Annotated in this window: 23 protein-coding genes; 9 read left to right on the top strand and 14 right to left on the bottom strand. The window is 63.4% G+C overall.

The window, feature by feature from the left end:
* The 4 genes from mctP to AC1DMG_RS00020 all read right to left on the bottom strand — a co-directional run.
* Window positions 1-1,468, bottom strand: a 1,468-nt coding sequence (mctP, locus tag AC1DMG_RS00005; protein ID WP_477180048.1) for a monocarboxylate uptake permease MctP, incomplete at its 3' end; no start/stop codon positions are given.
* Window positions 1,458-1,655, bottom strand: coding sequence for a DUF3311 domain-containing protein (locus tag AC1DMG_RS00010; protein WP_441602211.1), 198 nt, complete (start codon window positions 1,653-1,655; stop codon window positions 1,458-1,460). The genes AC1DMG_RS00010 and mctP, both read right to left, overlap by 11 nt.
* Window positions 1,656-1,823: 168 nt before the next feature.
* Window positions 1,824-2,696: an alpha/beta fold hydrolase gene (locus AC1DMG_RS00015; protein ID WP_441602210.1), complete on the bottom strand. Its 873-nt coding sequence runs from the start codon at window positions 2,694-2,696 to the stop codon at window positions 1,824-1,826.
* A 75-nt stretch (window positions 2,697-2,771) separates the two neighbouring features.
* Window positions 2,772-3,767: an oxidoreductase gene (locus AC1DMG_RS00020; RefSeq protein WP_441602209.1), complete on the bottom strand. Its 996-nt coding sequence runs from the start codon at window positions 3,765-3,767 to the stop codon at window positions 2,772-2,774.
* Between the two features lie 77 nt (window positions 3,768-3,844).
* On the opposite strand from AC1DMG_RS00020, the gene AC1DMG_RS00025 reads away from it, so the two are divergent.
* Complete coding sequence (locus tag AC1DMG_RS00025; RefSeq protein ID WP_477175560.1) at window positions 3,845-4,837, top strand: AraC family transcriptional regulator; 993 nt, start codon at window positions 3,845-3,847, stop codon at window positions 4,835-4,837.
* A gap of 9 nt (window positions 4,838-4,846) precedes the next feature.
* Here AC1DMG_RS00025 and AC1DMG_RS00030 read toward each other — a convergent pair whose 3' ends face one another.
* Window positions 4,847-5,833 carry a DUF4331 family protein gene (locus tag AC1DMG_RS00030; protein ID WP_477175559.1) on the bottom strand — a complete coding sequence of 329 codons (987 nt, stop codon included), beginning with the start codon at window positions 5,831-5,833 and terminating at the stop codon, window positions 4,847-4,849.
* A gap of 198 nt (window positions 5,834-6,031) precedes the next feature.
* Here AC1DMG_RS00030 and AC1DMG_RS00035 point away from each other — a divergent pair, with 198 nt between their 5' ends.
* On the top strand, window positions 6,032-7,126 hold the full coding sequence (locus AC1DMG_RS00035) for a HoxN/HupN/NixA family nickel/cobalt transporter (RefSeq protein WP_477180049.1): 1,095 nt from the start codon (window positions 6,032-6,034) through the stop codon (window positions 7,124-7,126).
* Window positions 7,127-7,130: 4 nt separating this feature from the next.
* Here AC1DMG_RS00035 and AC1DMG_RS00040 read toward each other — a convergent pair whose 3' ends face one another.
* From AC1DMG_RS00040 to AC1DMG_RS00050, 3 genes are all read right to left on the bottom strand, one after another.
* The gene (locus tag AC1DMG_RS00040; RefSeq protein ID WP_477175557.1) at window positions 7,131-7,862 is read right to left on the bottom strand and encodes a 2OG-Fe dioxygenase family protein; all 732 of its coding nucleotides are present in this window, start codon (window positions 7,860-7,862) and stop codon (window positions 7,131-7,133) included.
* 51 nt (window positions 7,863-7,913) lie between these two features.
* Window positions 7,914-8,543 carry a glutathione S-transferase N-terminal domain-containing protein gene (locus AC1DMG_RS00045; protein WP_477175556.1) on the bottom strand — a complete coding sequence of 210 codons (630 nt, stop codon included), beginning with the start codon at window positions 8,541-8,543 and terminating at the stop codon, window positions 7,914-7,916.
* Between the two features lie 116 nt (window positions 8,544-8,659).
* A complete protein-coding gene (locus AC1DMG_RS00050; protein WP_477180050.1) occupies window positions 8,660-9,568 on the bottom strand; it encodes a substrate binding domain-containing protein in 909 nt (302 codons plus the stop codon).
* 103 nt (window positions 9,569-9,671) lie between these two features.
* Between AC1DMG_RS00050 and AC1DMG_RS00055 the strand changes: the two genes are divergently transcribed.
* Window positions 9,672-10,328: a DsbA family protein gene (locus tag AC1DMG_RS00055; RefSeq protein ID WP_477175554.1), complete on the top strand. Its 657-nt coding sequence runs from the start codon at window positions 9,672-9,674 to the stop codon at window positions 10,326-10,328.
* A gap of 10 nt (window positions 10,329-10,338) precedes the next feature.
* Window positions 10,339-10,701 carry a nuclear transport factor 2 family protein gene (locus AC1DMG_RS00060; protein ID WP_477175553.1) on the top strand — a complete coding sequence of 121 codons (363 nt, stop codon included), beginning with the start codon at window positions 10,339-10,341 and terminating at the stop codon, window positions 10,699-10,701.
* A gap of 47 nt (window positions 10,702-10,748) precedes the next feature.
* Here AC1DMG_RS00060 and AC1DMG_RS00065 read toward each other — a convergent pair whose 3' ends face one another.
* Window positions 10,749-11,441 carry a response regulator transcription factor gene (locus tag AC1DMG_RS00065; protein ID WP_477175552.1) on the bottom strand — a complete coding sequence of 231 codons (693 nt, stop codon included), beginning with the start codon at window positions 11,439-11,441 and terminating at the stop codon, window positions 10,749-10,751.
* A gap of 48 nt (window positions 11,442-11,489) precedes the next feature.
* Here AC1DMG_RS00065 and AC1DMG_RS00070 point away from each other — a divergent pair, with 48 nt between their 5' ends.
* The 4 genes from AC1DMG_RS00070 to AC1DMG_RS00085 all read left to right on the top strand — a co-directional run bounded on the left by AC1DMG_RS00070 (window position 11,490) and on the right by AC1DMG_RS00085 (window position 14,473).
* Window positions 11,490-11,759, top strand: a complete 270-nt coding sequence (locus tag AC1DMG_RS00070; protein WP_477175551.1) for a hypothetical protein — start codon at window positions 11,490-11,492, stop codon at window positions 11,757-11,759.
* A gap of 95 nt (window positions 11,760-11,854) precedes the next feature.
* Window positions 11,855-12,142: a hypothetical protein gene (locus AC1DMG_RS00075; protein ID WP_477175550.1), complete on the top strand. Its 288-nt coding sequence runs from the start codon at window positions 11,855-11,857 to the stop codon at window positions 12,140-12,142.
* Window positions 12,143-12,322: 180 nt separating this feature from the next.
* Window positions 12,323-13,435, top strand: a complete 1,113-nt coding sequence (locus AC1DMG_RS00080; RefSeq protein WP_477175549.1) for an alkene reductase — start codon at window positions 12,323-12,325, stop codon at window positions 13,433-13,435.
* A gap of 108 nt (window positions 13,436-13,543) precedes the next feature.
* Complete coding sequence (locus AC1DMG_RS00085) at window positions 13,544-14,473, top strand: LysR family transcriptional regulator (protein ID WP_477175548.1); 930 nt, start codon at window positions 13,544-13,546, stop codon at window positions 14,471-14,473.
* A gap of 15 nt (window positions 14,474-14,488) precedes the next feature.
* Here the strand turns inward: AC1DMG_RS00085 and AC1DMG_RS00090 are convergent, their stop codons facing one another.
* From AC1DMG_RS00090 to AC1DMG_RS00110, 5 genes are all read right to left on the bottom strand, one after another.
* Window positions 14,489-15,817: an Nramp family divalent metal transporter gene (locus AC1DMG_RS00090; RefSeq protein WP_477175547.1), complete on the bottom strand. Its 1,329-nt coding sequence runs from the start codon at window positions 15,815-15,817 to the stop codon at window positions 14,489-14,491.
* 133 nt (window positions 15,818-15,950) lie between these two features.
* Complete coding sequence (locus AC1DMG_RS00095; protein ID WP_441602194.1) at window positions 15,951-16,142, bottom strand: hypothetical protein; 192 nt, start codon at window positions 16,140-16,142, stop codon at window positions 15,951-15,953.
* A 141-nt stretch (window positions 16,143-16,283) separates the two neighbouring features.
* Window positions 16,284-17,756, bottom strand: coding sequence for an efflux transporter outer membrane subunit (locus tag AC1DMG_RS00100; RefSeq protein ID WP_477175546.1), 1,473 nt, complete (start codon window positions 17,754-17,756; stop codon window positions 16,284-16,286).
* Between the two features lie 11 nt (window positions 17,757-17,767).
* Complete coding sequence (locus AC1DMG_RS00105; protein WP_477180051.1) at window positions 17,768-19,348, bottom strand: MDR family MFS transporter; 1,581 nt, start codon at window positions 19,346-19,348, stop codon at window positions 17,768-17,770.
* A complete protein-coding gene (locus tag AC1DMG_RS00110; RefSeq protein WP_477175544.1) occupies window positions 19,341-20,480 on the bottom strand; it encodes an HlyD family secretion protein in 1,140 nt (379 codons plus the stop codon). The genes AC1DMG_RS00105 and AC1DMG_RS00110 overlap by 8 nt, the downstream gene beginning before the upstream one ends.
* Before the next feature lie 97 nt (window positions 20,481-20,577).
* Here AC1DMG_RS00110 and AC1DMG_RS00115 point away from each other — a divergent pair, with 97 nt between their 5' ends.
* Window positions 20,578-21,279 carry a CerR family C-terminal domain-containing protein gene (locus AC1DMG_RS00115; RefSeq protein ID WP_477175543.1) on the top strand — a complete coding sequence of 234 codons (702 nt, stop codon included), beginning with the start codon at window positions 20,578-20,580 and terminating at the stop codon, window positions 21,277-21,279.
* Window positions 21,280-21,283 lie beyond the last annotated feature (4 nt).

Below are 21,283 nucleotides of genomic sequence, written 5' to 3' on the forward strand. Positions count from 1 at the left end.
TTGCTTTGGACGAGAGGCTGCCGACCGCATGCACGATCGCCACCGCCAGCAGATTGATGATCAGCGCCACCAACCCCGTATACAGCGAGACCGAAAGCGATCCCCACGCGTAGTGATGGATCGGCTTGAGTCCATCCGACCAGATCAGCCAGGTGCCGCTGGCCATGCCGGCGATCCACCCGATCAGCAGGCAGCGCGCGGCGACACGCGAGGCGAACAGGCTGAACATCAGTGCAGGGAAGGTCTGCAGGATCCACATGCCACCCAGCAATTGCAGGTCCAGCGCAAAATGCGTGGGCAGATACAGGATGGCCAGCAGCGCGCCCACCTTGACGACCAGCGACGCGATCTTCGCAACACGCGCTTCCTCTTGCGGGCTGACCGCCGGATTCACATAGGCCTTCCAGAAGTTGCGGGTGAACACGTTGGCCGCGCCAATGCTCATCACCGCGGCGGGCACCAGCGCCCCGATGCCGATGGCGGCGAAGGCAAAGCCCGCGAACCAGCTGGGGAACAGCGCCTTGAACAAGGCCGGCACGACATCATTGTTGCTGGCAAGCTTCAGATGAGCGGCATGCCCCATGTAGCCGAGCAGGGCAAGCAGGCCTAGCAGCAAGGTATAGGCCGGCAAGAGCATCGCGTTCTTGCGGATGGTGTTCGCGCTCTTGCTCGCAAAGATCCCGGTCAAGGTGTGCGGATACATGAAGGCTGCCAGCGCCGAACCCAGTGCCAGCGAGGCATAGGGCATGAACTGGGCCGGATCCAGCAGGATGCTGCCGCTGCCCTTGTCCTTGAATGCCTGCGCGGCGGCATCGAAGACAGCGCCATAACCGCCCAGCTTGCTGGGAATGACGGCCACCGCGGCGATCACCGCAATATAGATGAGGATGTCTTTGACGAAGGCGATCAGCGCCGGCGCGCGGATGCCGGAGGAGTAGGTATAAACGGCAAGTATCACGAACGCGATGATCAGCGGAATTTCGCCATTCAATCCCAGGGCGGYAAACACGGTCGCCATGCCCACCAGCTGCAACGCGATATACGGCATGGTGGCGATGACGGCGGTGATCGCCACCGCCAGCTCAAGCGCACGCGAACCGAAGCGGCCATACACCACATCCGGCGCCGTGATATGGCCGTGTGCCTTGGCGTTGCGCCACAGCACCGGCATCACGGCAAACACGAACGGGTAGACGATGATGGTATAGGGCAGGGCAAAGAAGCCGTAAGCGCCGACGGCGTAGACCAGCGCAGGCACGGCAATAATCGTATAGGCCGTATAGAAATCGCCGCCGACCAGAAACCAGGTGATCCAGGTGCCGAAACGGCGACCGCCCAGACCCCATTCATCCAGGTTGGTCGGTTCGGACGATTGCTTCCAGCGCGCGGCCAGAAAACCCATCACGGTGACGAGTGCGAACAGTGCAGTGAAGACGCCGATGGCGACAAAGTCGGGCTCAGTCGTCATGACGCGATTTCCCATAGACGATCCAGAGCAGAATGACCGTGATCGGCACCCATAGCAGCTGGTACCAGTAGAAGAACGGAAAGCCCAACAGCGCGGGCTCGGCCTTGTTATAGAACGACACCCAGAGCAGCCCCAGATAGGGCAGCAGCAGTAGCAGGGAAATCAGGCGAGCGCGATCACGAGCCATGCAAACACCTCATCGGGGGCGGCCATCGCTGCGTCCTTTGCACCGATAACCGCGAATGCCATGCAGYTGCCTTCCACTCTATGACGCCATGCGCAAGGATCGAATAGCCACGAATCGATAGTCAGTCTTCCGTGAGCAGCAACAATCCCGGTGCTCCGCCACGCAGCCTCAGGCCTGCGCCATGCGCATGCGGTGGCGATCCAGAAACTGCAGGGTGAGATCGGCCACTTGCAGCACCTTGGTATCCATCGCGAAATGGCCGGCGTCCAGCAAGTGGACCTCCGCCGATGGAACGTCGTTCTGGTAAGCCCAGGCACCGGGTTCGACGAACGACGGATCGTATTTTCCCCACAACACCAGCAAAGGCGGCTGCTGTGCCTTGAGATAAGCCTGCCACTGCGGATACGAGGCCACGTTCGTTCGGTAATCGTAGAAAAGATCTTCCTGGATGCGGTCCTGGCCGGGTCGGTTCAGGAAGGCGGATTCGTCGGTCCACAGATCCGGGTCGTACAGTTCGGTGTGGGGATCGGTTCCGAGGTGACGTTGTCTGGCTGCCTCGAACGAGATCAGATTCGCGCGCAACTTGTCGGCAAAGGCATGTCGGTCGGCCCAGTATTGACGACGCGTTGCCCACAGTGGCCCGAGGCCTTCTTCATGCGCCACGGCATTCTGGATCACCATCGCGTGGATGCGCTCGGGATGCATAAGCGCGAGCCGAAATCCAACCGGGCCGCCATAGTCCTGCATGAACAGCGTGTAGCGTTGCAGGCCCAGTTGCTTGGTAAACGCTTCGATGACCGACGCAAGATGCCCGAATGTATAGGCGAAGATGGCGGGGTCGGGCGCATCGGAGTGTCCGAAACCCGGATAGTCGGGAGCAATCACGTGGTATCGCACCGCGAGCATCGGTATCAGCTTGTCGTACATCCTCGACGACGACGGAAAGCCGTGCAGCAGGAGCACGCCGGGTGCGCTCTTGCTGCCGGCTTCGCGATAAAAGAGGTTCAAGCCTTGGACCTGAACGCTCTGGTACGTCGTCATGGCATTCACTCGTGTGCTGATCGCGCTCTGTGTGGATCAGCAAGCCGAGTGATTAGACGCGATGCGCCGTAAAGCTTACGTCGATGCGATGCGCACGTCCGTCGACCGCTCGCTCAGCGTCCACAACCGTTCGGCAGCCGCGGGATCGGTCGCCCACGGGCGAACACCGCTCGACAAGGTCGCCTGACCTGCCTCGGTGGCCTCGGTGTCGGGTGCAAGTTCAGCAATATCGCAGTCCTCGCAGTAGACGCCGCCCAGGCCATCCAGTTGCGCACTGGTGGCTGCCCATACGCTGGTCGCCGCGCCTTGCGCCACGCTCTTGAGGCCCAGCGAGAGGTCGACCACCGCCTGGCCGTGTTCGTCGATGGCGCCGATCTTCCGCAGTTCTTCCGCGCTCATGTGTCGGGCCAGGTCGGTGACGATGCGGCCCGGATGGACGGAGAAGGCGCGCACACCGTGGGGCGCACCGCGCGTATCCAGGCCCACGGCGAACAGCGCGTTGGCCGTTTTGGATTGGCCGTAGGCGATCCAGCGGTCGTACTCGCGACGCTCGAAATTCGGATCGTCGAAATCGATTGCCGCATATCGATGCCCCAGCGACGACAACGCGACCACGCGGGCGCCGTTCGCGCGCACCAGCGCCGGCCACAGGCGCGCGGTCAGCTGGAAGTGTCCCAGGTGATTGGTAGCCAGTTGCATCTCGTAGCCGCGTGCATCGCGCATCAGCGGGCAGGCCATGATGCCGGCGCTATTGATCAGGATATGCAAGGGCGAGCCGGAGGCCACGAAGGCTGCCGCAAACGCATCGATGGACGATGGGTCGGACAGGTCCATCGTCGCGATCTCCACGTCCAGGCCGGCCAGGGCGGTCTTGGCTTTTTCGAGATCGCGCGCCGGCACGATGACGCGCGCACCCGCCGCGCGCAATGCGCGCGCTGTCTCGGTGCCGATGCCCGAGTAGCCACCGGTGACGATGGCGGTCTTGCCGGTAAGGTCGATGCCGGCCAGCACGTCCTGCGCCGTGGTGGCCGCGGAAAAGCCGGTATGGATGGGGGCTTGCAAGCTGGGCATGGGGAGGGTTCCGGTGAAGGTGACGCCTAGTCTAGACATCGCGCCTCGTACGATGAATGCTTGAAAATCCCTGATACATGCCCAATCGTTCAGGCATGCTCAACGATCCGCTTTCCGATGTGCTCAAGCTGGCGAATGTGCAATCGCTGGTGACCGGCGGTTTTATGGCATCGGGTCCATGGGCGATTCGTTTTCCTGCGCCGGGCAAGCTCAAGTTCTTCGCGGCGGTGCGCGGCGCCTGCTGGTTGCAGCTGGAAGGCGAGGCGAGTCCGTTACGGCTGGAGCCGGGCGACGTGATCTTGCTCGCCCTCAGGCGCAACTTCGTACTGGCGAGTGATTTGACAGCAACACCACGCGCCTCGCATGAGCTGTTTGCAAATCGCAGCGAGCCGATGGTGGCCGTGGATGGGGTGAATATTGACGAGGCCGAGGTGGTGCAGATCGGTGGCCATGTGCATCTGCATCCTTCCTACGGTGCCTTGCTGTCGGATGTGCTGCCGCCGTATATCCATGTGCATGGCTCGGCGCCGGAGGCACAGGCCTTGCGCTGGATCCTCGATCAGTTGCTGCGCGAGCGCGCCGACTTGCCGGGCTCGGGCCTGGCCACCATGCAGCTGGGCTATCTGCTGTTTATCCAGGTCTTGCGTGCGCATCTGGCGGCAGGCGGCGCGTTGCGTGCCGGCTGGTTGCGGGCGGCGACGGACGCACGTCTCGCGCCGGCTCTGCGATTGATCCACGGCGAACCCGGGCGCGCCTGGCGACTGGATCAGCTCGCGCGTGCCTCGGCCATGTCGCGCACCAGCTTTGCGACGCACTTCAAGGCGGTGGCCGGCGAAGCGCCGCTTTCGTATCTCACGCGCTGGCGCATGCGACTGGCCGAGCAGGCGCTGCGTCGCGGCGATGCGCCGGTGGCGGCGCTGGCGCAAACGCTGGGCTATGCCTCGGAGAGTGCGTTCAGTCATGCGTTCAAACGCGTGGTCGGTCTTTCTCCGAGGCACTATGGCGAACAGCTGCGCGATATGGGCGAAGACAACGTTGCCCAGGCCGCAGTAGCCGTCGACGGGCTATAGATATCCGCTCTATGCCTCGGTGCGTACCTTGTGCGGCGGGCCAAGATAGGGAAACTCGCTGAGCAGATCCTTGTGCGGTCCCACCTTGTCGCCCGGCACCTTGCCGTTGGTGATCAGCGGCAGGAACACATCCATCACATCGTCGGTCAGGCCTCTCCCGTTGCGGGGGTAGGACGCCGGTTGTTCGGGATCGTAGCGAAGGATGTCCGGCAGCAACGAGCTCGCTACACGTTTGGCCTCTTCCGGGGTGTAGCCACCGGTGTGTTCCAGCGAGTGCGCAAAGGTGGGAATGAAGCGGGCGTCCTCGGCCGGTTCGCTGGCGAGATAGAGACTCTTCTGATCGCCCGCGAGAAAGACTTCCTGCGATGGGCGCGCTGCACGATCGGCTTGCACCCAATGTCCATCCACCCGATTGAGCGTGCGATGCCACAGGCCCAGCTGGCCCGTGCCGAGTGCGGTGTTGGGCACTTCAATCACGATGCTGCATACATCGCCCTCGGTAAAGAAGTCGTCGCCGGTGAACTGGAAATTGTTCAGCGCGCCGCGCGTGTCGAAGAAGAAGGGATCGCTGCGCCAGCCGGCAAAGAAACGGTACTCGCCAGCTTCCGTCACCACAGCCATGGGCCCTGTCGACACTGGCGCCTCCTCGACGATCAGCGTGCCGCTGTCGCCGATGCCCGCAGCCTGCGCGCCCTCAAGTCGGCGCAACGTGGCGGCCAGGGCCCAGCCTTTGCTGGAGAAGAAGCGCACCTGGTACGAGATATTGGCGACGGCATCGCCGTCGGTATCGATCTTCAGTTCATAGATCGCATCCGCCGAGAAAGGCTCGTTGGTGGTGGGTCCTTCGGGATTCACGCCTACCGACGGATGCACGTTCATCACCAGGATGGACTTGTCCGAGCTTCCTGGTTTGGGGAAGGCATACAGGTCGGTGAGATTGAGGCGGGCATCGCCATGGGGAAACCCGAAGTCCGGGCCGGGATAGTGGTGCGACATGATTGACCGCCTGTGCGTGATGGAGGGATGCATGGCGCTGGCCGCGCCGATTCATCAGGCGCATGCGTCTTCATGACGACATCAGGGCGTATCGCACGCACGCAAACGAACCACTGGATGCTGCGCTGCGTGCGCAGGGCAAGCAATTATGCGGAAGTATGGGTTGCGGTGGATGTCAGGGGCAGCTCTAGTAGGGCGATGCACTCCGCGCACAGCCCATGCCGACATCTCCCCGAGACTCTCCGACCAGGCGTCGCACACGCCCAGGGTATCGGCATTCGCAAGAAGCTGCATTTCATCTATGCCGTGCTGATTGTCTTCAATGTAGGTGCGTGGATCTGGGCGATTGCCGCCCTGCATGCGAGACCGTCGTTGCTTGGCGTGGCCTTGCTGGTCTATGGCCTTGGCCTTCGTCACGCCRTCGATGCCGACCATATCGCMGCCATCGACAAYGTCACGCGCAAGCTKATGCAGGCGGGACAACGCCCGGTGTCGGTGGGTTTCTGGTTTGCGATGGGGCATTCGACCATCGTGGTGCTGGTCACAGTGTGCGTGGCCTGCGCGACGCGTTCCCTGGCGGTGTTCCAGCATCTGCGCAACCTGGGCGCGGCGATTGGCACGTCGGTGTCGGTGGCCTTCCTGCTCGCCATCGCGGTAATGAATCTCGCCATCTTCCTGTCGATCCACAAGAGCTATCGGCAATATCGCAACGGCGGCGTATATATCGAGGAGGACCTCGATCGGCTGCTGCATCAACGTGGCTTTCTGGCCCGTATTTTTCGGCCGCTGTTTCGCCTGGTGGCGCGCAGCCATCACATGTTTCTGCTCGGGCTGCTGTTTGGACTGGGGTTGGATACCTCAACCGAAATAGCGATGTTCACGGTGTCCGCGCAGGAGACGGTCAAGGGCGTGTCCATCATGGCGATCCTCGTATTGCCCGCTTTGTTTGCCGCCGGCATGTCCCTGATCGACACCACCGATGGCGTGGTGATGCTGGGCGCGTATGACTGGGCATTTGTGCGGCCCCTGCGCAAGCTCTACTACAACATGACCATCACCCTGGTCTCCGCCCTGGTCGCGATCATCGTGGCGGGCACCGAGGCGATGGGATGGCTGGGCGAAACGTTTCGCTGGCAGGGCGCGGCGTGGAAGATCATCGGCGCACTCAACGACCACACCGACAGCCTCGGCTTTGCCGTGATCGGCATGTTCGCCCTGGCCTGGACGTTGTCGTATCTGATCTATCGCGCGCAGCAGCCAGCGGGCGTCGAGCTGCCACTACGCAAACGCTAGTCGCTCAAGCGGATGCCCTGAACGTCACCACCATTACATCGCGATGCGCGGCTTCGTCAGCCACCAGCGGTCGCACCGGTGTCACGCCGTGGAAAACGCTGGGGTCGTGGATCAACGCCGCGTCCAGCGGATGGGTGAGGGTGAAGTCGCCAAGCAAACGCCCATCCGGCGCATGGATGGTGGTGGTGCCGCTGGCGATATTGTGGCGATCGATCAGCAGCACCAAGACATAGTCGACGCCATCGCGATGACTGCCCTCCGGCGTGGGCTCACCCGCGGCATCGCGGGTGGCCTCGATGCGGAATTGATGCACTTCGATATGCCAACGAGGCACAGCTGGTGCGAGCGAGCCGAAAAACGCATGGCAGAAGTCGAGAATGCAACGCATGCTGGCGCCCGCGACGATCGAGGGAACGACCGGCTCGAACCATCGTTCGATATCGCCCTGCAGCGCGTTGTACTGCAGCGCCTGAAAATGCGCTTGATGCGCTTCCGGTCTGACGCCCTGTGCCGTGGCAGAGAACGTCGCGTGCCGACGGCGGCGGAAGCGTCCCTTCGCGGCCAGGTAGGGGTCCGGTTCCAGCTGGTTCCAGCTGTCCACGAAGGCCGGCCAGTCCGACAACGCGCCTACTGCAGTCAGCAGCGGCTGCATGCGGTCGGATGCCGCAAAGGCGAAACCATCGCGGCTGACTTCAGTCAGGAGCGTCGATACGGGCAGATCGGCGGGATTGAGCATCCGCCCATGATAAGTGATCCGGGCATCCGCACCTACCGTGTGCTTCCCGCGTCAGGCGTCCTGCAAAACGTTCATGCCCTTGATCACCGCGGGACGCGCGGCAAGCTGCGTCATCCAGCGATCCACGGCCGGGCGCCTGGCGCGGGCATCGCCCAGCAGGCTCGGGTTGGCAGTAATCACGGCCGCCACCCACGGATAGATCGCGATATCAGCGATGCCGTACTCGTTGCCGCCCGCATACGCCGACTGCGACAGGCGTTGTTCGAGCACATCGAGCAGGCGATTGGATTCGGTGAGGTAGCGATCGATCGCCAGCGGAATCCTCTCCTTCGCGCGGTTGGCGAAGAAACCAAGCTGGCCGAACATCGGTCCTACACCACCGACCTGCCAGTTCAACCACTGCAAGGCGGTGTAGCGCGCTGAACCGCCGGTGGGCAGCAGCTTGCCGGTCTTGTCGGCGAGGTACTGGAGGATGGCGCCGCTCTCGAACAGCGTCAGGCCATTCTCGCGATCGACCATCGCCGGTATCTTGCTGTTGGGCGATATCGCGACGAAGTCGGGCAGGAACTGCGCGTCGTTGCCGATATCCACCGCATGCACCCGATACTCCAGCTGCAGTTCTTCCAGTGCGATGACCGGCTTGCGGCCGTTCGGTGTTTTCCAGGTGTAGAGATCGATCATGGGGTGCTCGTCGACGGTGGCTGGGGCAGCCGCTGATGGTAGGTCATGCAATGGCGTGCATAAACGCGCTGTGAAACACTTCTATTGATACCTGGGGTAACAAGCCCGCGGGGTGCTCAGGCAACCTGCTGCACCAGGAAATCGATGAAGCTGCGCACGCGCAAGGGCAGGTGACGGCCATGCGGGTAAAGCAGGCTGAAGGGTCGCGATCGTCCACCGAAAGCCGGGAGCACCGCCACCAGGCGGCCATCACGCAAGTCGTCTTCCACGATGAAGCGGTAAGTCTGAAACAGGCCGGCACCGTGACGCGCAAGCGTGACGCCGCCGAGCACATCTTCGGACAAGACATAGCCGCCATCGCCGGCGATCTCGACATCCTTGCCCTGATCCCGGAACAACCATGGAATGCGCCGACCGCTGCTGGGCAGATCGAACTGGATGCATTCGTGCCGGTTGAGGTCGTCCAGCACGGCAGGCGTGCCGCGCGCGGCCAGGTAATCGGGCGACGCCACGACGACGAGTTCGGCATCTTCGAGGTGGCGGGCAATCAAGGTCGAGTCGGCGGGTGCGCGCACGCGGATGGCCAGGTCGTAACCCTCTTCGGAAAAATCGACGTTGCGATTGCTTACMTGCACTTCCAGCTGCACTTCCGGATGTTGTTCGCGAAACGCGGGCAGCAGCGGCAGCAGCCGGTAGTGGGCGTAGGTGGTCGGCACGCTGATCCGCAGCGTTCCGACGGGGCGCAGCTGCTGGCCAGTGGCCATGCGTTCGGCTTCGATCAGCTGGGCGAGCGCCTGCCGGCACTCTTCGAAATAGGCGCGACCGACGTCGGTCAGGCGGATCTGTCGGGTGGTGCGCACGAACAGCCGCACGCCCATGCGCTCTTCGAGCCGGGCCACCGAGCGACTGACCGCGGCGGGCGTCACACCAGCCGCAGCAGCGGCGGCGGTAAAGCTGCCGAGTTCACCAGCCAGGCAGAACAACTCGATGCTACCCAGCAGCACATCATCAAATTGGCGACGCATGATTCATTACGCCACGTATCAACTGAAATGCATTGAACCACATTTATGGCTATGGAACGCAGGAATACAGTGGACGCATTGTCAAGCATTCGAGGCAGCAAACATGAAACTCGTCCTGGTCGCCGATCCCATGTGTTCCTGGTGCTATGGCTTTGGCAAAGAGGTCACGGCGTTGCGCGAGGCCATCCCGGGCCTCGAGCTGGAGGTGGTCGTTGGCGGCCTGCGCCCCGGTGAAACCGCCGTGATGCCGAGGCAGCAGCGCGTCGCACGGCTTGAGCACTGGTCGCGCGTGGAAGCGGCCAGCGGCCTGCCATTCAATCGCGAAGCCTTCCTCGCCAACGACCATCTGGTCTACGACACCGAGCCGGCGTGCCGCGCCGTGGTCACCGCACGACGACTGGCGCCTGCGATCGATCAGCTCGAGGTGCTGCGCGGCATCCAGCGTGCGTTCTATGTCGACGGGCGCGATATCACCAAGGGCGAGGTGCTCGCCGAGGTGGCATCTGCCGTCATGGGCGCGCTGGGTTTTGCAACCACGCCGGGGGATTTTCTCGCCGCCTGGCAATCGGCCGAGGCCGTGACGGCAACACAGGAGGATTTCCTGCAGGCGCGTCGCTGGGGCATCTCCAGTTTTCCATCCTTGCTGCTGGAAGATGGCGATAGACTTTATAGCGTCGCGCCAGGGTATATCGACGCGCAGCAGCTGATCTCGCGGGTGCGCACCGTGACCGGTTCGCGCCTGGACACCAAGGTCGGATAAGGCAACGCGCATGACCCACGATCAGGCAGTACTCGAACTGGCCAACCGATACCTGCGCAGCATCTATGAGGGCGACACGCAAACCTTGCGCGAGGTGTTCCTGCCCGATGCGCGTGTCGAGGACCTGGTGACGGGCAGCTTCCGCTCGCGCACGGCCAGTCAATACGTGGAGGCTGTGGGCTCTCGTCAAAGCCCGCGCGCGGCAGGCGAAGCGTTCACCATGAGCGTGCTGTCCATCCACGTGCTTGGCGACATGGCCACGGTGACGGCGGAGCTGCGTTTTCTCGGCAACCACTACTACAACGTGCTGTCGCTGCTGCGTTGTGATGACCGGTGGCGCATTGCGCACAAGCTGTTTGGTCCACCGGTGTGACGATCACTGCGTGTGATCGACGATCGGCAGGGTAAGTCGATGGTCGATCACCGGCTGTGGTCGTGGGCTTCCCTTGCCGCATGCGCCTGCTGAAGCCTGGCATCCATGCGCACCAGCTCGGCCAGCGAGCCGGCCATCATCTTGCGCATCACCTGGCCGCGATGGGCTTTGACGGTGATCTCGCTGATGCCCAGTTCAGCGGCAATCTGCTTGTTGAGCAAGCCCACCACGACCAGCGCCATCACCTCCCGTTCGCGCCGGCTCAACGATGCCCGGCGCTGCTCGAGTACCAGGATGTCGAGCTCCTGCTCGAGCGTGGCGCGGCTGTGCGCGATGGCCTGGCGGATCGCCTCCAGCATCACTTCGTTGTCGAACGGCTTGGTGAGGAATTCCGCTGCGCCCGCTTTCATCGCGCGCACCGTCGTGGGAACGTCCCCGAATCCGGTGATGAAGATGATCGGCATGTCGATGCGGTCATGGCCGATGGCGTCCTGCACATCCAGCCCGTCGAGATCCGGCAACGATATGTCGAGGATCAGGCAGCTTGGCGCGAACACGCGAGGGCGCGCCAGAAAGGCCTGGGCGGACGCGAACGTCTCCACTTGCCAGCCTTCCAGGCGAATCATCGCCTCGAGCGCTTCGCGCACGGACAAGTCGTCGTCGACGACGAAGATCACGGGCGTGGCAGACGGGATAGGAGGGTGCGCGGAGTCCCGGTCCGGTGCATGGGGCGGGCGCATCGTGATCTCCGATGGCAGAGGCGCCCCTGTCGCGCGGTTCAAGATGACATGGGGCCGCAACCTGCACGGATCCGCACGTGGCTCACGCAGGCAATCGACGGCGGCTTCAAGTTGATGAGCACGACATCAATCGCCTGCAACGTCGGTTCTACGCTGCGTTCCATGCGTTTTCAATGTGATTATTTTCACTGTATCAAGAGTGAAACGCTTCTTGATCGGCAACGCGAAGGCAGATCGCCAGTCGCCACCGAGCAGTCGCGCTTCGACGGAAGGCTGTCGATGCAGCGCTTTTCAAGGCTTTTTTCCCGGGAAAAATGATACCCAGGTACAATCGACGGGCGTGCTGGATCGACTTACATTCACCTTCGGTTGGCCGGCAATCCGTCGGGGCCGACGTGCAAGCGCAGCGGTGAATGACTATGTATCTGGTCAAGCCACGCTCATCGTTCAATCCCATACCGGTGCCTATCCGCTGGAGCAAGCCCAGCGGCAACTCGCGTGTCATCGACCGCGTGGGGCAATACCAGCTCCTCCAGTTGGCGCTGATGATCGAGCCCGACGAGATACGCATCTCGGAGTGGTGGCACCAGACGCCTATTGCCGAACTGGGCGGCGATACGGCCGATGCGCTGGTGTCGCAAGGCATGCAACATCTCGTTGAAGCCTTCCTGCTCGCCATCCTGTTCGGCGATCGCGGCTGACCCATCGGGCAGGGCAATCGGGGCAAAACATGGTCTTTAGCCCATGCCTGCCGTACAGGCGGCTGGTGACTGCGGAAATTTGTTCCTGAGTGTTCGGACCAACGCGGACCTACAGTCCGCCATGGGGACACCCATCTGATGACTCGCCAGTGCTGGCGTCTTCCACAGGTGGTCCTTCCCATGAGCAAGAAACTGTTTGAATCCACGAAGATCGGTCGCTACGCCGTGCGTCATCGCGTCGTGATGGCTCCGTTAACCCGCATGCGTGCCGAGCAGCCGGGCGATCGGCCTGGCGAGCTGATGCGCGAGTACTACGCCCAGCGTGCCTCCCAGGGTGGCCTGCTGGTGTCCGAGGCGACCGTGGTGGCGCCCAACGGCGGCGGTTACCTGGGTTCGCCGGGACTTTATTCCGACGCGCAGATCCCGGGCTGGAAGCGCATCACCGATGCCGTGCATGCCAAGGGCGGCCTGATCTTTTTGCAGCTGTTCCATGCCGGCCGCCAGTCGCACGCCGACCTGCAGCCCGAAGGCGGCGCGCCGGTGACGGCTTCCGTCGTCCCCTATGAAGGCGTGGCGTATACCGCCCAGGGTTGGGTGCCGAGTTCGCCGCACCGCGCGTTGCGCGAAGACGAAGTGCGCGACATGGTCGTGCAATTTCGCCATGCCGCCGAGCGTGGCCTCAAGGCCGGCTTCGACGGCGTGGAAATCCACGGCGCCAACGGATACCTGATCGACCAGTTCCTGCAGGATGGATCGAACAAGCGCACGGACAGCTACGGCGGCAGCGTGGCCAGGCGCGCCCGGTTCCTGCTGGACATCACGCGCGAAGCAATTGCCGTGTGGGGCCGCGACCGCGTCGCCGTGCGCCTGGGGCCCAGCGGTCGCTTTGGCGACATGCACGACAGCGACCCGGTCGCACTTTTCAGCCATGTAGCGAGTGAGCTCGACAAGCTTGGCGTTGCCTATCTTCATTTGATCGAACCGCGCGTCAACGGCAACACGGTGGACGACAGCCGCGATCAGAATCCCGTGGCTGCGCGATTGATCCGCCGTCATTTCAAAGGCTCGATCATCGCGGCCGGTGGCTTCAACGGCGAATCGGCCGAGGCGATCCTGCAGGAAGGCAGCGCGGATCTGGTCGCGTTTGGCCGCGACTTCATCGCCAATCCCGATCTGCCGTTGCGCCTGGCCAAGGGACTGCCCTTGAACCGCTACGATCGCGACACCTTCTATGGTGGCGATGCCGCCGGATATACCGACTATCCGGCCCACGCCGAGTTGGCGGCGGCCTGATCTATCGCACCGGGGCCGGTCAGGCCGGCCTCGGATACCCGGATGCCGCTCACGCGGCATAGATCAGCGCATCCCTAGGGTGAAGCATCCATGCCAAGTGCTCCTGCCATGGCCACATCCACCAAAGCAGACACGGATTCGCTCGACAGCCTGAGCGCTTTGGCAACCTATGTGCAGGCGGCGGAAACGCGCAGTTTCACCCAGGCGGCTCGTGTGCTTGGCCTGACCGCATCGGCGGTGGGCAAGACCGTGGCGAGGCTGGAGGCCAGCCTGGGCGTCCGGCTGTTTCACCGCAGCACACGCAGCATTTCCTTGACGCCCGATGGCGAAGTCTTCCTTGAAAGCTGCCGCCGCGTGTTGTCGGAGATCGACAGCGTCGAACGCGAACTCGCCGGCAACCAGGCCTCGCCCCGTGGCAAGCTGAGAGTGAGCCTGCCGTATCTGAGCGGCCTGTTCGGCAAGGTGCTGGCCGGATTCATGGCCATGTATCCGGAAATCGAGCTGGATCTCGATTACAGCGACCGCCTCGTCGATATTGTCAACGAAGGATTCGACGTAGCCATCCGCACTGGGGAGGGCGTGGATTCGCGACTGATCTCGCGCCGGCTTGGCGTCTATCACCTGGTGCTGGTGGCTTCACCTTCTTACCTTGAGCGTGCGGGCGTGCCGAAGATGCCTGGCGATCTCGCCGGGCATGCTTGCATCCATCATCGCTTTCCATCCACCGGCAAGCTCGAGCGCTGGCCGTTCCGTCAATCGGACAAGGGCCTGGACGTTGTCGTGCCGGTGGCCGTGTCGGCAAGCACCATCGCGCCCATGCTCGAACTGGCCATCGAAGGTGGCGGCATTGCCTGCGTGCCGGATTTCTCGGTGACTGCAGCCATCGAGGCTGGTCTGCTTAAGCCGGTGCTGTCCGGGCAGCTGGAGTATCAGAACGTCTTTCGCGCCGTCTGGCCGTCGCACCGGCATATTTCACCGCGGCTGCGGGTGTTCCTCGATTACATGAGCGCTCACCTGTTTGCTGACGAACGCAAGTAAGCTGACGAGCGTCCGCTAGCTCTTGCCCAGCGTGGCAAACATCACGATCGCGGCCACTCCCATCACCACCGTCGCCAACCAACCGAAGCGCCGCAGCCAGCCGCTCACCACATGGTTGCCCATGGTCTGCCCGCGGCTGGCGACGATCATGATCGCCGCCATCAAGGGCACGGCGCATACGCCATTGACGACAGCGCTCCAGTACAGCGCCTTGATCGGATCGATCGGGGTGAAGATCAAAGCGACGCCGCCCGCCATGGCGGCGACCAGGACGCCGTAGAACACCTTGGCATCCCTGGGCTTGTGCGCCAGGCCGTAGGGCGCATGCAGGGCGCCCGCCACGGCAAACGCGGTCGCGCCGGCCAGCACGGGAACCGCCAGCATGCCGGTGCTGATGATGCCCAGCGAAAACAGCGAGAAGGCGAATCGGCCCGCGGCAGGCTTCAATGCCTGCGCGGCTTCAGCGGTCGACTGGATATCGGTCTTGCCGTGCGCATGCAGCACCGCCGCCGCGGTGACGATCATGAAGAACGCCACCAGATTCGAGAAAATCATTCCAACGCTGGTATCGATGGCGATGCGCTTGAGCGCGTCGGGCGCTTGCGCGTCGGCGTGCTTCAGTGGCTCGCGCTCATCGCTCTCGCGTATTTCCTCCACCTCCTGCGCTGCCTGCCAGCAAAACAGGTAAGGACTGATGGTGGTGCCAAGCACCGCGACAATTGCCGTGAGATACGCCACGTTCCATTGCAGGTGCGGAAGCAGGGTGGACTTGAGCACTTCGCCCCACGGCACCTTGACCACGAAGGCCGTCGCCACATAGGAAAACAGACTCAAGGCCAGCAGCTTGAGGTAGGGCGAATATTTCGCGAAGGGAACAAACACCTGCAAGCCCGTCGAGATCAACGCCAGGACAACGCCGAACGCGACCGCGGAGCCGCCGACAAGCAACTGCAAGGCAGCGCCCATCGCGGCGATGTCCGCTGCGATATTGATCACATTGGCGACGATCAACAGAGACACCAGCGACCACACCGCGGAGCGTGGAAAATTGCGTGACAGGTTGTCCGCCAGGCCGCGACCCGTCACGCGACCTACGCGAGCGCTGATCATCTGTATCGCGATCATCAGCGGTATGGTCAGAAACACGATCCACAGCAGCGCGTAGCCAAATCGCGCGCCGACTTGCGAGTAGGTGGCGACGCCGCTGGGGTCGTCGTCTGCTGCGCCGGTCACAAAGCCTGCACTCAGGCGTTGCCACCACGCCTGGGATTTGCCGCTCTTGGATGCTGGCGCGCCGCCGTCTGCCAGCGGCTCCAGGATGACCTCGTCGCCCTCGGCACTCATGTGGTTGCTCCGATCATTCAAGGCATCGTGAGCCCGCATCTGTGACGTGGTGGAGAGTGCGAGGCCGGCGTTCGGTGAAGGGCGTCAGCGTCACGACAGCGACGCCTCGTGCGTGGCCGCGCGTGAGTTGTTCTCAGTCGTCCTTCGGCGGCTTGGCCGGAATGAACGGAGACACCGGGTCACTGGCCGGAAAAGTTTCTTCCAGCGCTTCCTCATGGTTCTCCGATTCCTTCTTCTTGCGAGCCTCCCGCTCAGCCGGCGTTTCCACTTGTGCAGGCTGATGGTCGTGCGGATGAGGAACGTCTTTTCGATCTTTGCTTGACATGGGCAGCACCTGCGTCGTGCAGAACAAGGCTGCATGTTCCAGGGCGCCGCGTGACGCGAGTGCAGGACTTTTGTGAGCGTTTGGCTCGACACTTATGCGTGAGCGCGGCGTCGATAGCCTGGTGGTACATCACTGTCGTGCTTATTGCCAACCCAACCCAAGACTCTTCTGCAATGACACAAAGTCCCTGAGCAGATCGGCCTGTCCTTCGATCAGGTTTTGTTGTGCAGTGAACTGCGTACGCTGGGTATCCATCAGGTCGATCAGCGAGGATGCGCCCGCGCCGTAGCGCTGATGCATCAAGCGCTCGGAGCGATTGGCCGATGCCTCGATCTGCTGCATGCGCGCCACGCTGTCGCGCTGGTGACCGTAGCGGGACAGGGCGTTGTTGGCGTCCTGCAGCGCGGCGAGCACGGTCTGCGTATAAGTGGCGACGGCTTCATCGCGGCCGGCCTCGGCTTGGCGGATGCTGCTGTGGGTGCGGCCGAAATCGAACACATTCCACTGCAGGTAAGGCACGCCCAGCCAGGTGAGGGCGCTCTTCTTCGCAAGGTCGGCAGGGTTTACGCCGGTGGTGCCGAGGAAGCCCATCAAGGTCACCTTGGGAAACAGATCGGCAGTGTGCTGGCCGATCTGCGCGTTGCTCGAGGCCAGTCGACGCTCGGCAGCGCGGATATCCGGGCGCTGTCGCAGCAGGCTTGCCGGATCATCGATGGGTACCGCAGCCGGCAAGATCGGGAGTGCGGTCGGCTTCGACAGTTCCTGGTCGAGCGCCCCCGGCGCCTGGCCGGTGAGCACCGCCAATTGATCGAGCGATTCGGTGATCTGCTCGTCCAGCGGAATCAGGGTCGCGCGCGTGTTTTCAACCTGGGTGGTTTGCCGCTCGACGTCCGCATCGGCGGCGACGCCGCGTGCACGGCGTTGCTGCACCAGTTCTAGCGTCTTCTGCGCGAGATCGGTCGACTGATTCGCCAACACCAGGCGCTGCTGCTGATCGCGCAAGCCGATATAGGCCTGCGCCACTTCGGCGGCCAACGACACCTGGGTATCGGCGAAGTCCGCCTCGACGGCCTGGGCCTGCGCCGATGAGGACTCGGTGGCGCGTCGCACGCCGCCAAACAGGTCCAGCTCCCAGGAGGCATCGAACGCGGCCGTATACAACTGCAGCGGACCACGCCCACTGGAGGTGTTCGTGCGCTGGCCGCTTTGCGCGTTGTTGTTGGACGACTGCAGCAGCGACAGATCCGGCTCGCGCACGCGCACGGCTGCCGCGTCCACCGACAGGTTGGGCAGGGCTTTCGTGCGTTGTTGCAGCAGTTGCTCGCGCGACTGACGCAGGCGCGCCTGTGCCGCCTGCAGGTTGGGGTTGTGTGCCAGTGCTGCGTCGATCAGCGCATTGAGCTGCGGATCGTTGAGCGTGGTCCACCACTGGCTAGGCGCAGGTGTCGCGGTGAGACCTGTCGTTGGCGCGCGTACAAAAGCATTGCCGTGGCTGCCGGGCACATCGGGGGCGCCGCGATAGTCGGGGCCGACCATGCAGCCCGAAAGTGCGGTGATCGAGGCAAGCAGCGCCAGCAGCAGGGAGCGCGGCGCGCGCGATGGAAGCGTAGTCATCACAAACATCCTTAGTGGCCCGTGGCTGCCGGCGCGTGGTAGCGGGGTGTCTTCAGCAGCAAGGCGAGCGGTACACAGCAGAGCAGGGCGATGCCCAGCACATAGAAGATTTCCGAGTACGTCATCACCAGGGCCTGCTGCTGGATCTGCTGGGCCAGTTGAGCCAGCGCACGCATCTTCGAGTAGGCCATGTCGCCGGTTTGCGCGAACCAGCTCGCTGCATTGGCGGCCATACGATCCTGACCGAGCACGGAATTAGCCGATAGCGATTCGCGGATAGTCGCCACATGAAAGGTGTTGCGCCGGTCGATGACGGTGCCGATGATGGCCAGGCCGATCGAGCCGCCCAGGTTGCGCGCCATGTTGTAGATGCCGGCCGCATCGCCTGATTCCTCGCGCGACACCGCGGCCATCGAAGCCTGGTTCAACGGCATCATCGCCAGCATCTGGCCGGCGCCGCGCACCAGCTGCGACCAGAAGAAGTCATCGCCGACGGACTGGGCCGTCAGGTGGATGTCGAGCATGCAACTGCCCACGAAGCACAGCAGGCCGGTGATCACCAGGATGCGAAAATCCACTTTGCCCAGCAGGCGCGGCAGTATCGGCATCATCATGAAGGCGGGCACGCCCGATACCAGCATGACCCAGCCCGACTGTTCGGCGTTGTAGCCCGCGATCAGGCCAAGGAATTGCGGAATCACATAGATCACGCCGTACAAGGCCGCGCCCACCACCAGCACGATGAAGATCACGCTGGCGTAGCGCGGGTTCTTCAGCAGGCTCAGGCGCATCACGGGCTTGGCGGCGGTGAACTGCGATATCGCGATCAAGACCATGCCGGCAAACGACAGCAGGCTGAGCCAGATGATCATGCTGGACTCGAACCAGCGCTCGCGCTGGCCTTCTTCCAGTACCACGGTCAGCGAGCTCAGTCCGATCGCCAGTCCGAACACGCCCAGCCAATCGGCCTTTCGCAAGGCCTCCCAGTGCGGCTTGTCCGACGGCAGGCCGACGAGCAGCAGGACGATCAGGCCGATGCATACCGGCAGGTTGATGAAGAAGCACCAGCTCCAGCTGATGTTCTCCGTCAACCAGCCGCCGAGAACCGGGCCCAGCAGCGGGCCGAGCAGGACGATCAGGCCGAAGGCCGTCATGCCGATCGGCAGCTGCGACATCGGCAGGCGGCTGCGGATGATGGTTTGCGCAGTGGGGATCATCGCGCCGCCGGTCAGGCCCTGGCCGATGCGGCCGATGATCATCGCCATCAGCGTGGTCGAGATGCCGCACATCATCGAAAACAGGATGAACAACACCKCGCAACCGAGCAGGAAGTTGCGCAGGCCGAATACGCGGGTCAGCCACGCGGCGAGCGGGATGATCACGATCTCCGACATCAGATAGCCGGTGGAGATCCAGGTGCCCTCGGTGCCGGTGGCGCCGATTTCACCCTGAATCTGCGGCAGGGCCGAGTTGGTGATGGAGATGTCGAGCGTCGCCATCAACGCGCCCAGCGAGCCGGCCGCAACGGCAATCCAGTCCGCGACGCTGGCACGCTCAGGATGCGCGGCAGGCTGGGCGGCTGCCTCAGCCATGACGGCGTTCTGCGGACGCGACCTTGCCGTCCTCGTGCGCCTGACGCGTGTCCACCTTCACCGTCACCGACAAGCCCGGCACCAGCAGCTTGCGGGTTTGCTCGTCGGCTTCCAGGCGGATGCGTACCGGCACGCGCTGCACGATCTTGGTGAAGTTGCCGGTGGCGTTCTCGGGCGGCAGCAGGGCGAATTCCGCGCCGGTGCCCGGCGCAAAGCTCTCGACCACGCCTTGCAGCTCGGTATCGGGCAGCGCATCGACTCGCACGCTGGCGTGCTGGCCCGCGCGCATCTGGCCGATCTGCGTCTCCTTGAAATTGGCGGTGAGATAAACGCCTTCGATCGGCACCACCGTCATCATCCGCGTGCCGGGCTGCGCGTACTGACCCACGCGCACCGTGCGATCACCCACGCGCCCTGGCAACGAACTGCGGATCAAGGTGTCGTCCAGATCGAGCTTCGACTGTCGTGCCGAGGCCTGGGCGGCTTCGAGTTGCGCACGAGCCTGGGCGATCTGTGCGTTGAGATCGGCGATCTTTGCCTGTGCCTGGTCGAGCGCAGCGGTGTCGGCCGCCAGGGTCGCCCTGGCCTGGTCGCGGTTGCTGGTGAGCACGGACAGTTGGTCGCTGCTCTCGGCGCCGGTGGTGGCCAGCGGGCCGTAGCGGCGCACTTCGTCGTCGGCGTGGCGGCTGCTGATCTGGGCGGTCAGCTGCTGGGCCCTGGCCTGCTCGATCGCGGCGCGCTGCTGCAGGATGGCGGCCTGCGCCCGCTGGATATCCGCCTGGCGCGCATCGACCGTGGCCTGGGCCTGGTCGAGCGCCGCGCGGTACTGGCGTCCATCCAGGCGCACCAGTGGATCACCGGCCTTCACCGTGGCGTTGTCGCCCACGTAGACATCGGTGACATAGCCGCTGACTTTGGGCGCCACGGTCATGCTGTCGGCGCGCAGGTAGGCATCGTCGGTGCTCTGCATATAGCGGCCGACCACCCACCAGTAGCCCAGGGCCAGCACCCCCATGACGGCCAGGACGATGGCGACGGGCAGCAGAATCTTGCCCGCCTTGGAGCGGCGCGAGCTGGGGGCGGTGGGATCTTTCTTTACTTCGCCGGGCGTGGAGCCGGAGGGGGCGGGCATGAGGGCGTGTCCAATATATTCCAGCTGGAAGATTTATTCCGATTGGAATAACTTTGTCAAATGTTATATTTGGCAGGAGCAAGCAGGAGAACCGTGCATGAGCCCATCCAAGCGTCCTCGGCACTCGTCGGCCGGAGGCTATGCGCGCGGCGATGAAACGCGCCAGCGCATCATCGACGCGGCCGTGGCCTTGTTCGGCGAGCATGGCTACGCGGGCGCATCCACCCGCGATATCGCGGCGGCGGCCGGCGTCAATGCGCCGGCGCTGCAGTACTACTTCGAGAACAAGGAAGGGGTTTACCGGGCCTGCGCCCAGTTCATCGCCGATGACATCCGCGGCCGTTTCGAGCCCGCCATGCAGCAGGCGTCAGGCATTTTGAAAGGCGAGGCCAGTGCGGCTGAGCTGATCGACGCCTTCCTTGGCATCCACGAGGTGGTGCTGGACATGGTGCTGACCGACAGTCAGGCATCCAAGCGGCGCCTGTTCATGGTGCGCGAGGTGGCGGGCGACGAGCCGCTGGTGGCCTCACAGCTGTTGGAGCGGCGGCTCAAACAGCCGTTGAACAAGCTGCGCCTGAGCTTGCTGGCGCGTATCACCGGCACGACTACCCGCGATCCGATCACGCGGATACGCCTGCTCACCCTCAAGGGTCAGATCCTGCCGTTTTTCCATCCCCCGGGCGCCTGCCTGGACGCACTGGGATGGAAGGAGATCGACGCCGCCAAGGGCGCCTTGCTCAAGGCGACGGTGATGGAGCAGACGCGCACCCTGCTGGAAAGTTGGCAGGTGCCGCGCTGAATGC

It is taken from the genome of Dyella sp. 01N36 (assembly GCF_056399745.1).

What these genes read in the sequence shown, in the direction of transcription:
- AC1DMG_RS00115 (WP_477175543.1), top strand. Translation starts at nt 20,578, where the DNA reads ATGAGCCCATCCAAGCGTCCTCGGCACTCGTCGGCCGGAGGCTATGCG.
- AC1DMG_RS00020 (WP_441602209.1), bottom strand. Translation starts at nt 3,767, where the DNA reads ATGCCCAGCTTGCAAGCCCCCATCCATACCGGCTTTTCCGCGGCCACC.
- AC1DMG_RS00015 (WP_441602210.1), bottom strand. Translation starts at nt 2,696, where the DNA reads ATGACGACGTACCAGAGCGTTCAGGTCCAAGGCTTGAACCTCTTTTAT.
- AC1DMG_RS00030 (WP_477175559.1), bottom strand. Translation starts at nt 5,833, where the DNA reads ATGTCGCACCACTATCCCGGCCCGGACTTCGGGTTTCCCCATGGCGAT.
- AC1DMG_RS00010 (WP_441602211.1), bottom strand. Translation starts at nt 1,655, where the DNA reads ATGGCTCGTGATCGCGCTCGCCTGATTTCCCTGCTACTGCTGCTGCCC.
- AC1DMG_RS00095 (WP_441602194.1), bottom strand. Translation starts at nt 16,142, where the DNA reads ATGTCAAGCAAAGATCGAAAAGACGTTCCTCATCCGCACGACCATCAG.
- AC1DMG_RS00075 (WP_477175550.1), top strand. Translation starts at nt 11,855, where the DNA reads ATGACTATGTATCTGGTCAAGCCACGCTCATCGTTCAATCCCATACCG.
- AC1DMG_RS00070 (WP_477175551.1), top strand. Translation starts at nt 11,490, where the DNA reads ATGGGGCCGCAACCTGCACGGATCCGCACGTGGCTCACGCAGGCAATC.
- AC1DMG_RS00100 (WP_477175546.1), bottom strand. Translation starts at nt 17,756, where the DNA reads ATGACTACGCTTCCATCGCGCGCGCCGCGCTCCCTGCTGCTGGCGCTG.
- AC1DMG_RS00065 (WP_477175552.1), bottom strand. Translation starts at nt 11,441, where the DNA reads ATGCGCCCGCCCCATGCACCGGACCGGGACTCCGCGCACCCTCCTATC.
- AC1DMG_RS00085 (WP_477175548.1), top strand. Translation starts at nt 13,544, where the DNA reads ATGGCCACATCCACCAAAGCAGACACGGATTCGCTCGACAGCCTGAGC.
- AC1DMG_RS00060 (WP_477175553.1), top strand. Translation starts at nt 10,339, where the DNA reads ATGACCCACGATCAGGCAGTACTCGAACTGGCCAACCGATACCTGCGC.
- AC1DMG_RS00025 (WP_477175560.1), top strand. Translation starts at nt 3,845, where the DNA reads ATGCCCAATCGTTCAGGCATGCTCAACGATCCGCTTTCCGATGTGCTC.
- AC1DMG_RS00090 (WP_477175547.1), bottom strand. Translation starts at nt 15,817, where the DNA reads ATGAGTGCCGAGGGCGACGAGGTCATCCTGGAGCCGCTGGCAGACGGC.
- AC1DMG_RS00080 (WP_477175549.1), top strand. Translation starts at nt 12,323, where the DNA reads ATGAGCAAGAAACTGTTTGAATCCACGAAGATCGGTCGCTACGCCGTG.
- AC1DMG_RS00110 (WP_477175544.1), bottom strand. Translation starts at nt 20,480, where the DNA reads ATGCCCGCCCCCTCCGGCTCCACGCCCGGCGAAGTAAAGAAAGATCCC.
- AC1DMG_RS00045 (WP_477175556.1), bottom strand. Translation starts at nt 8,543, where the DNA reads ATGATCGATCTCTACACCTGGAAAACACCGAACGGCCGCAAGCCGGTC.
- AC1DMG_RS00040 (WP_477175557.1), bottom strand. Translation starts at nt 7,862, where the DNA reads ATGCTCAATCCCGCCGATCTGCCCGTATCGACGCTCCTGACTGAAGTC.
- AC1DMG_RS00055 (WP_477175554.1), top strand. Translation starts at nt 9,672, where the DNA reads ATGAAACTCGTCCTGGTCGCCGATCCCATGTGTTCCTGGTGCTATGGC.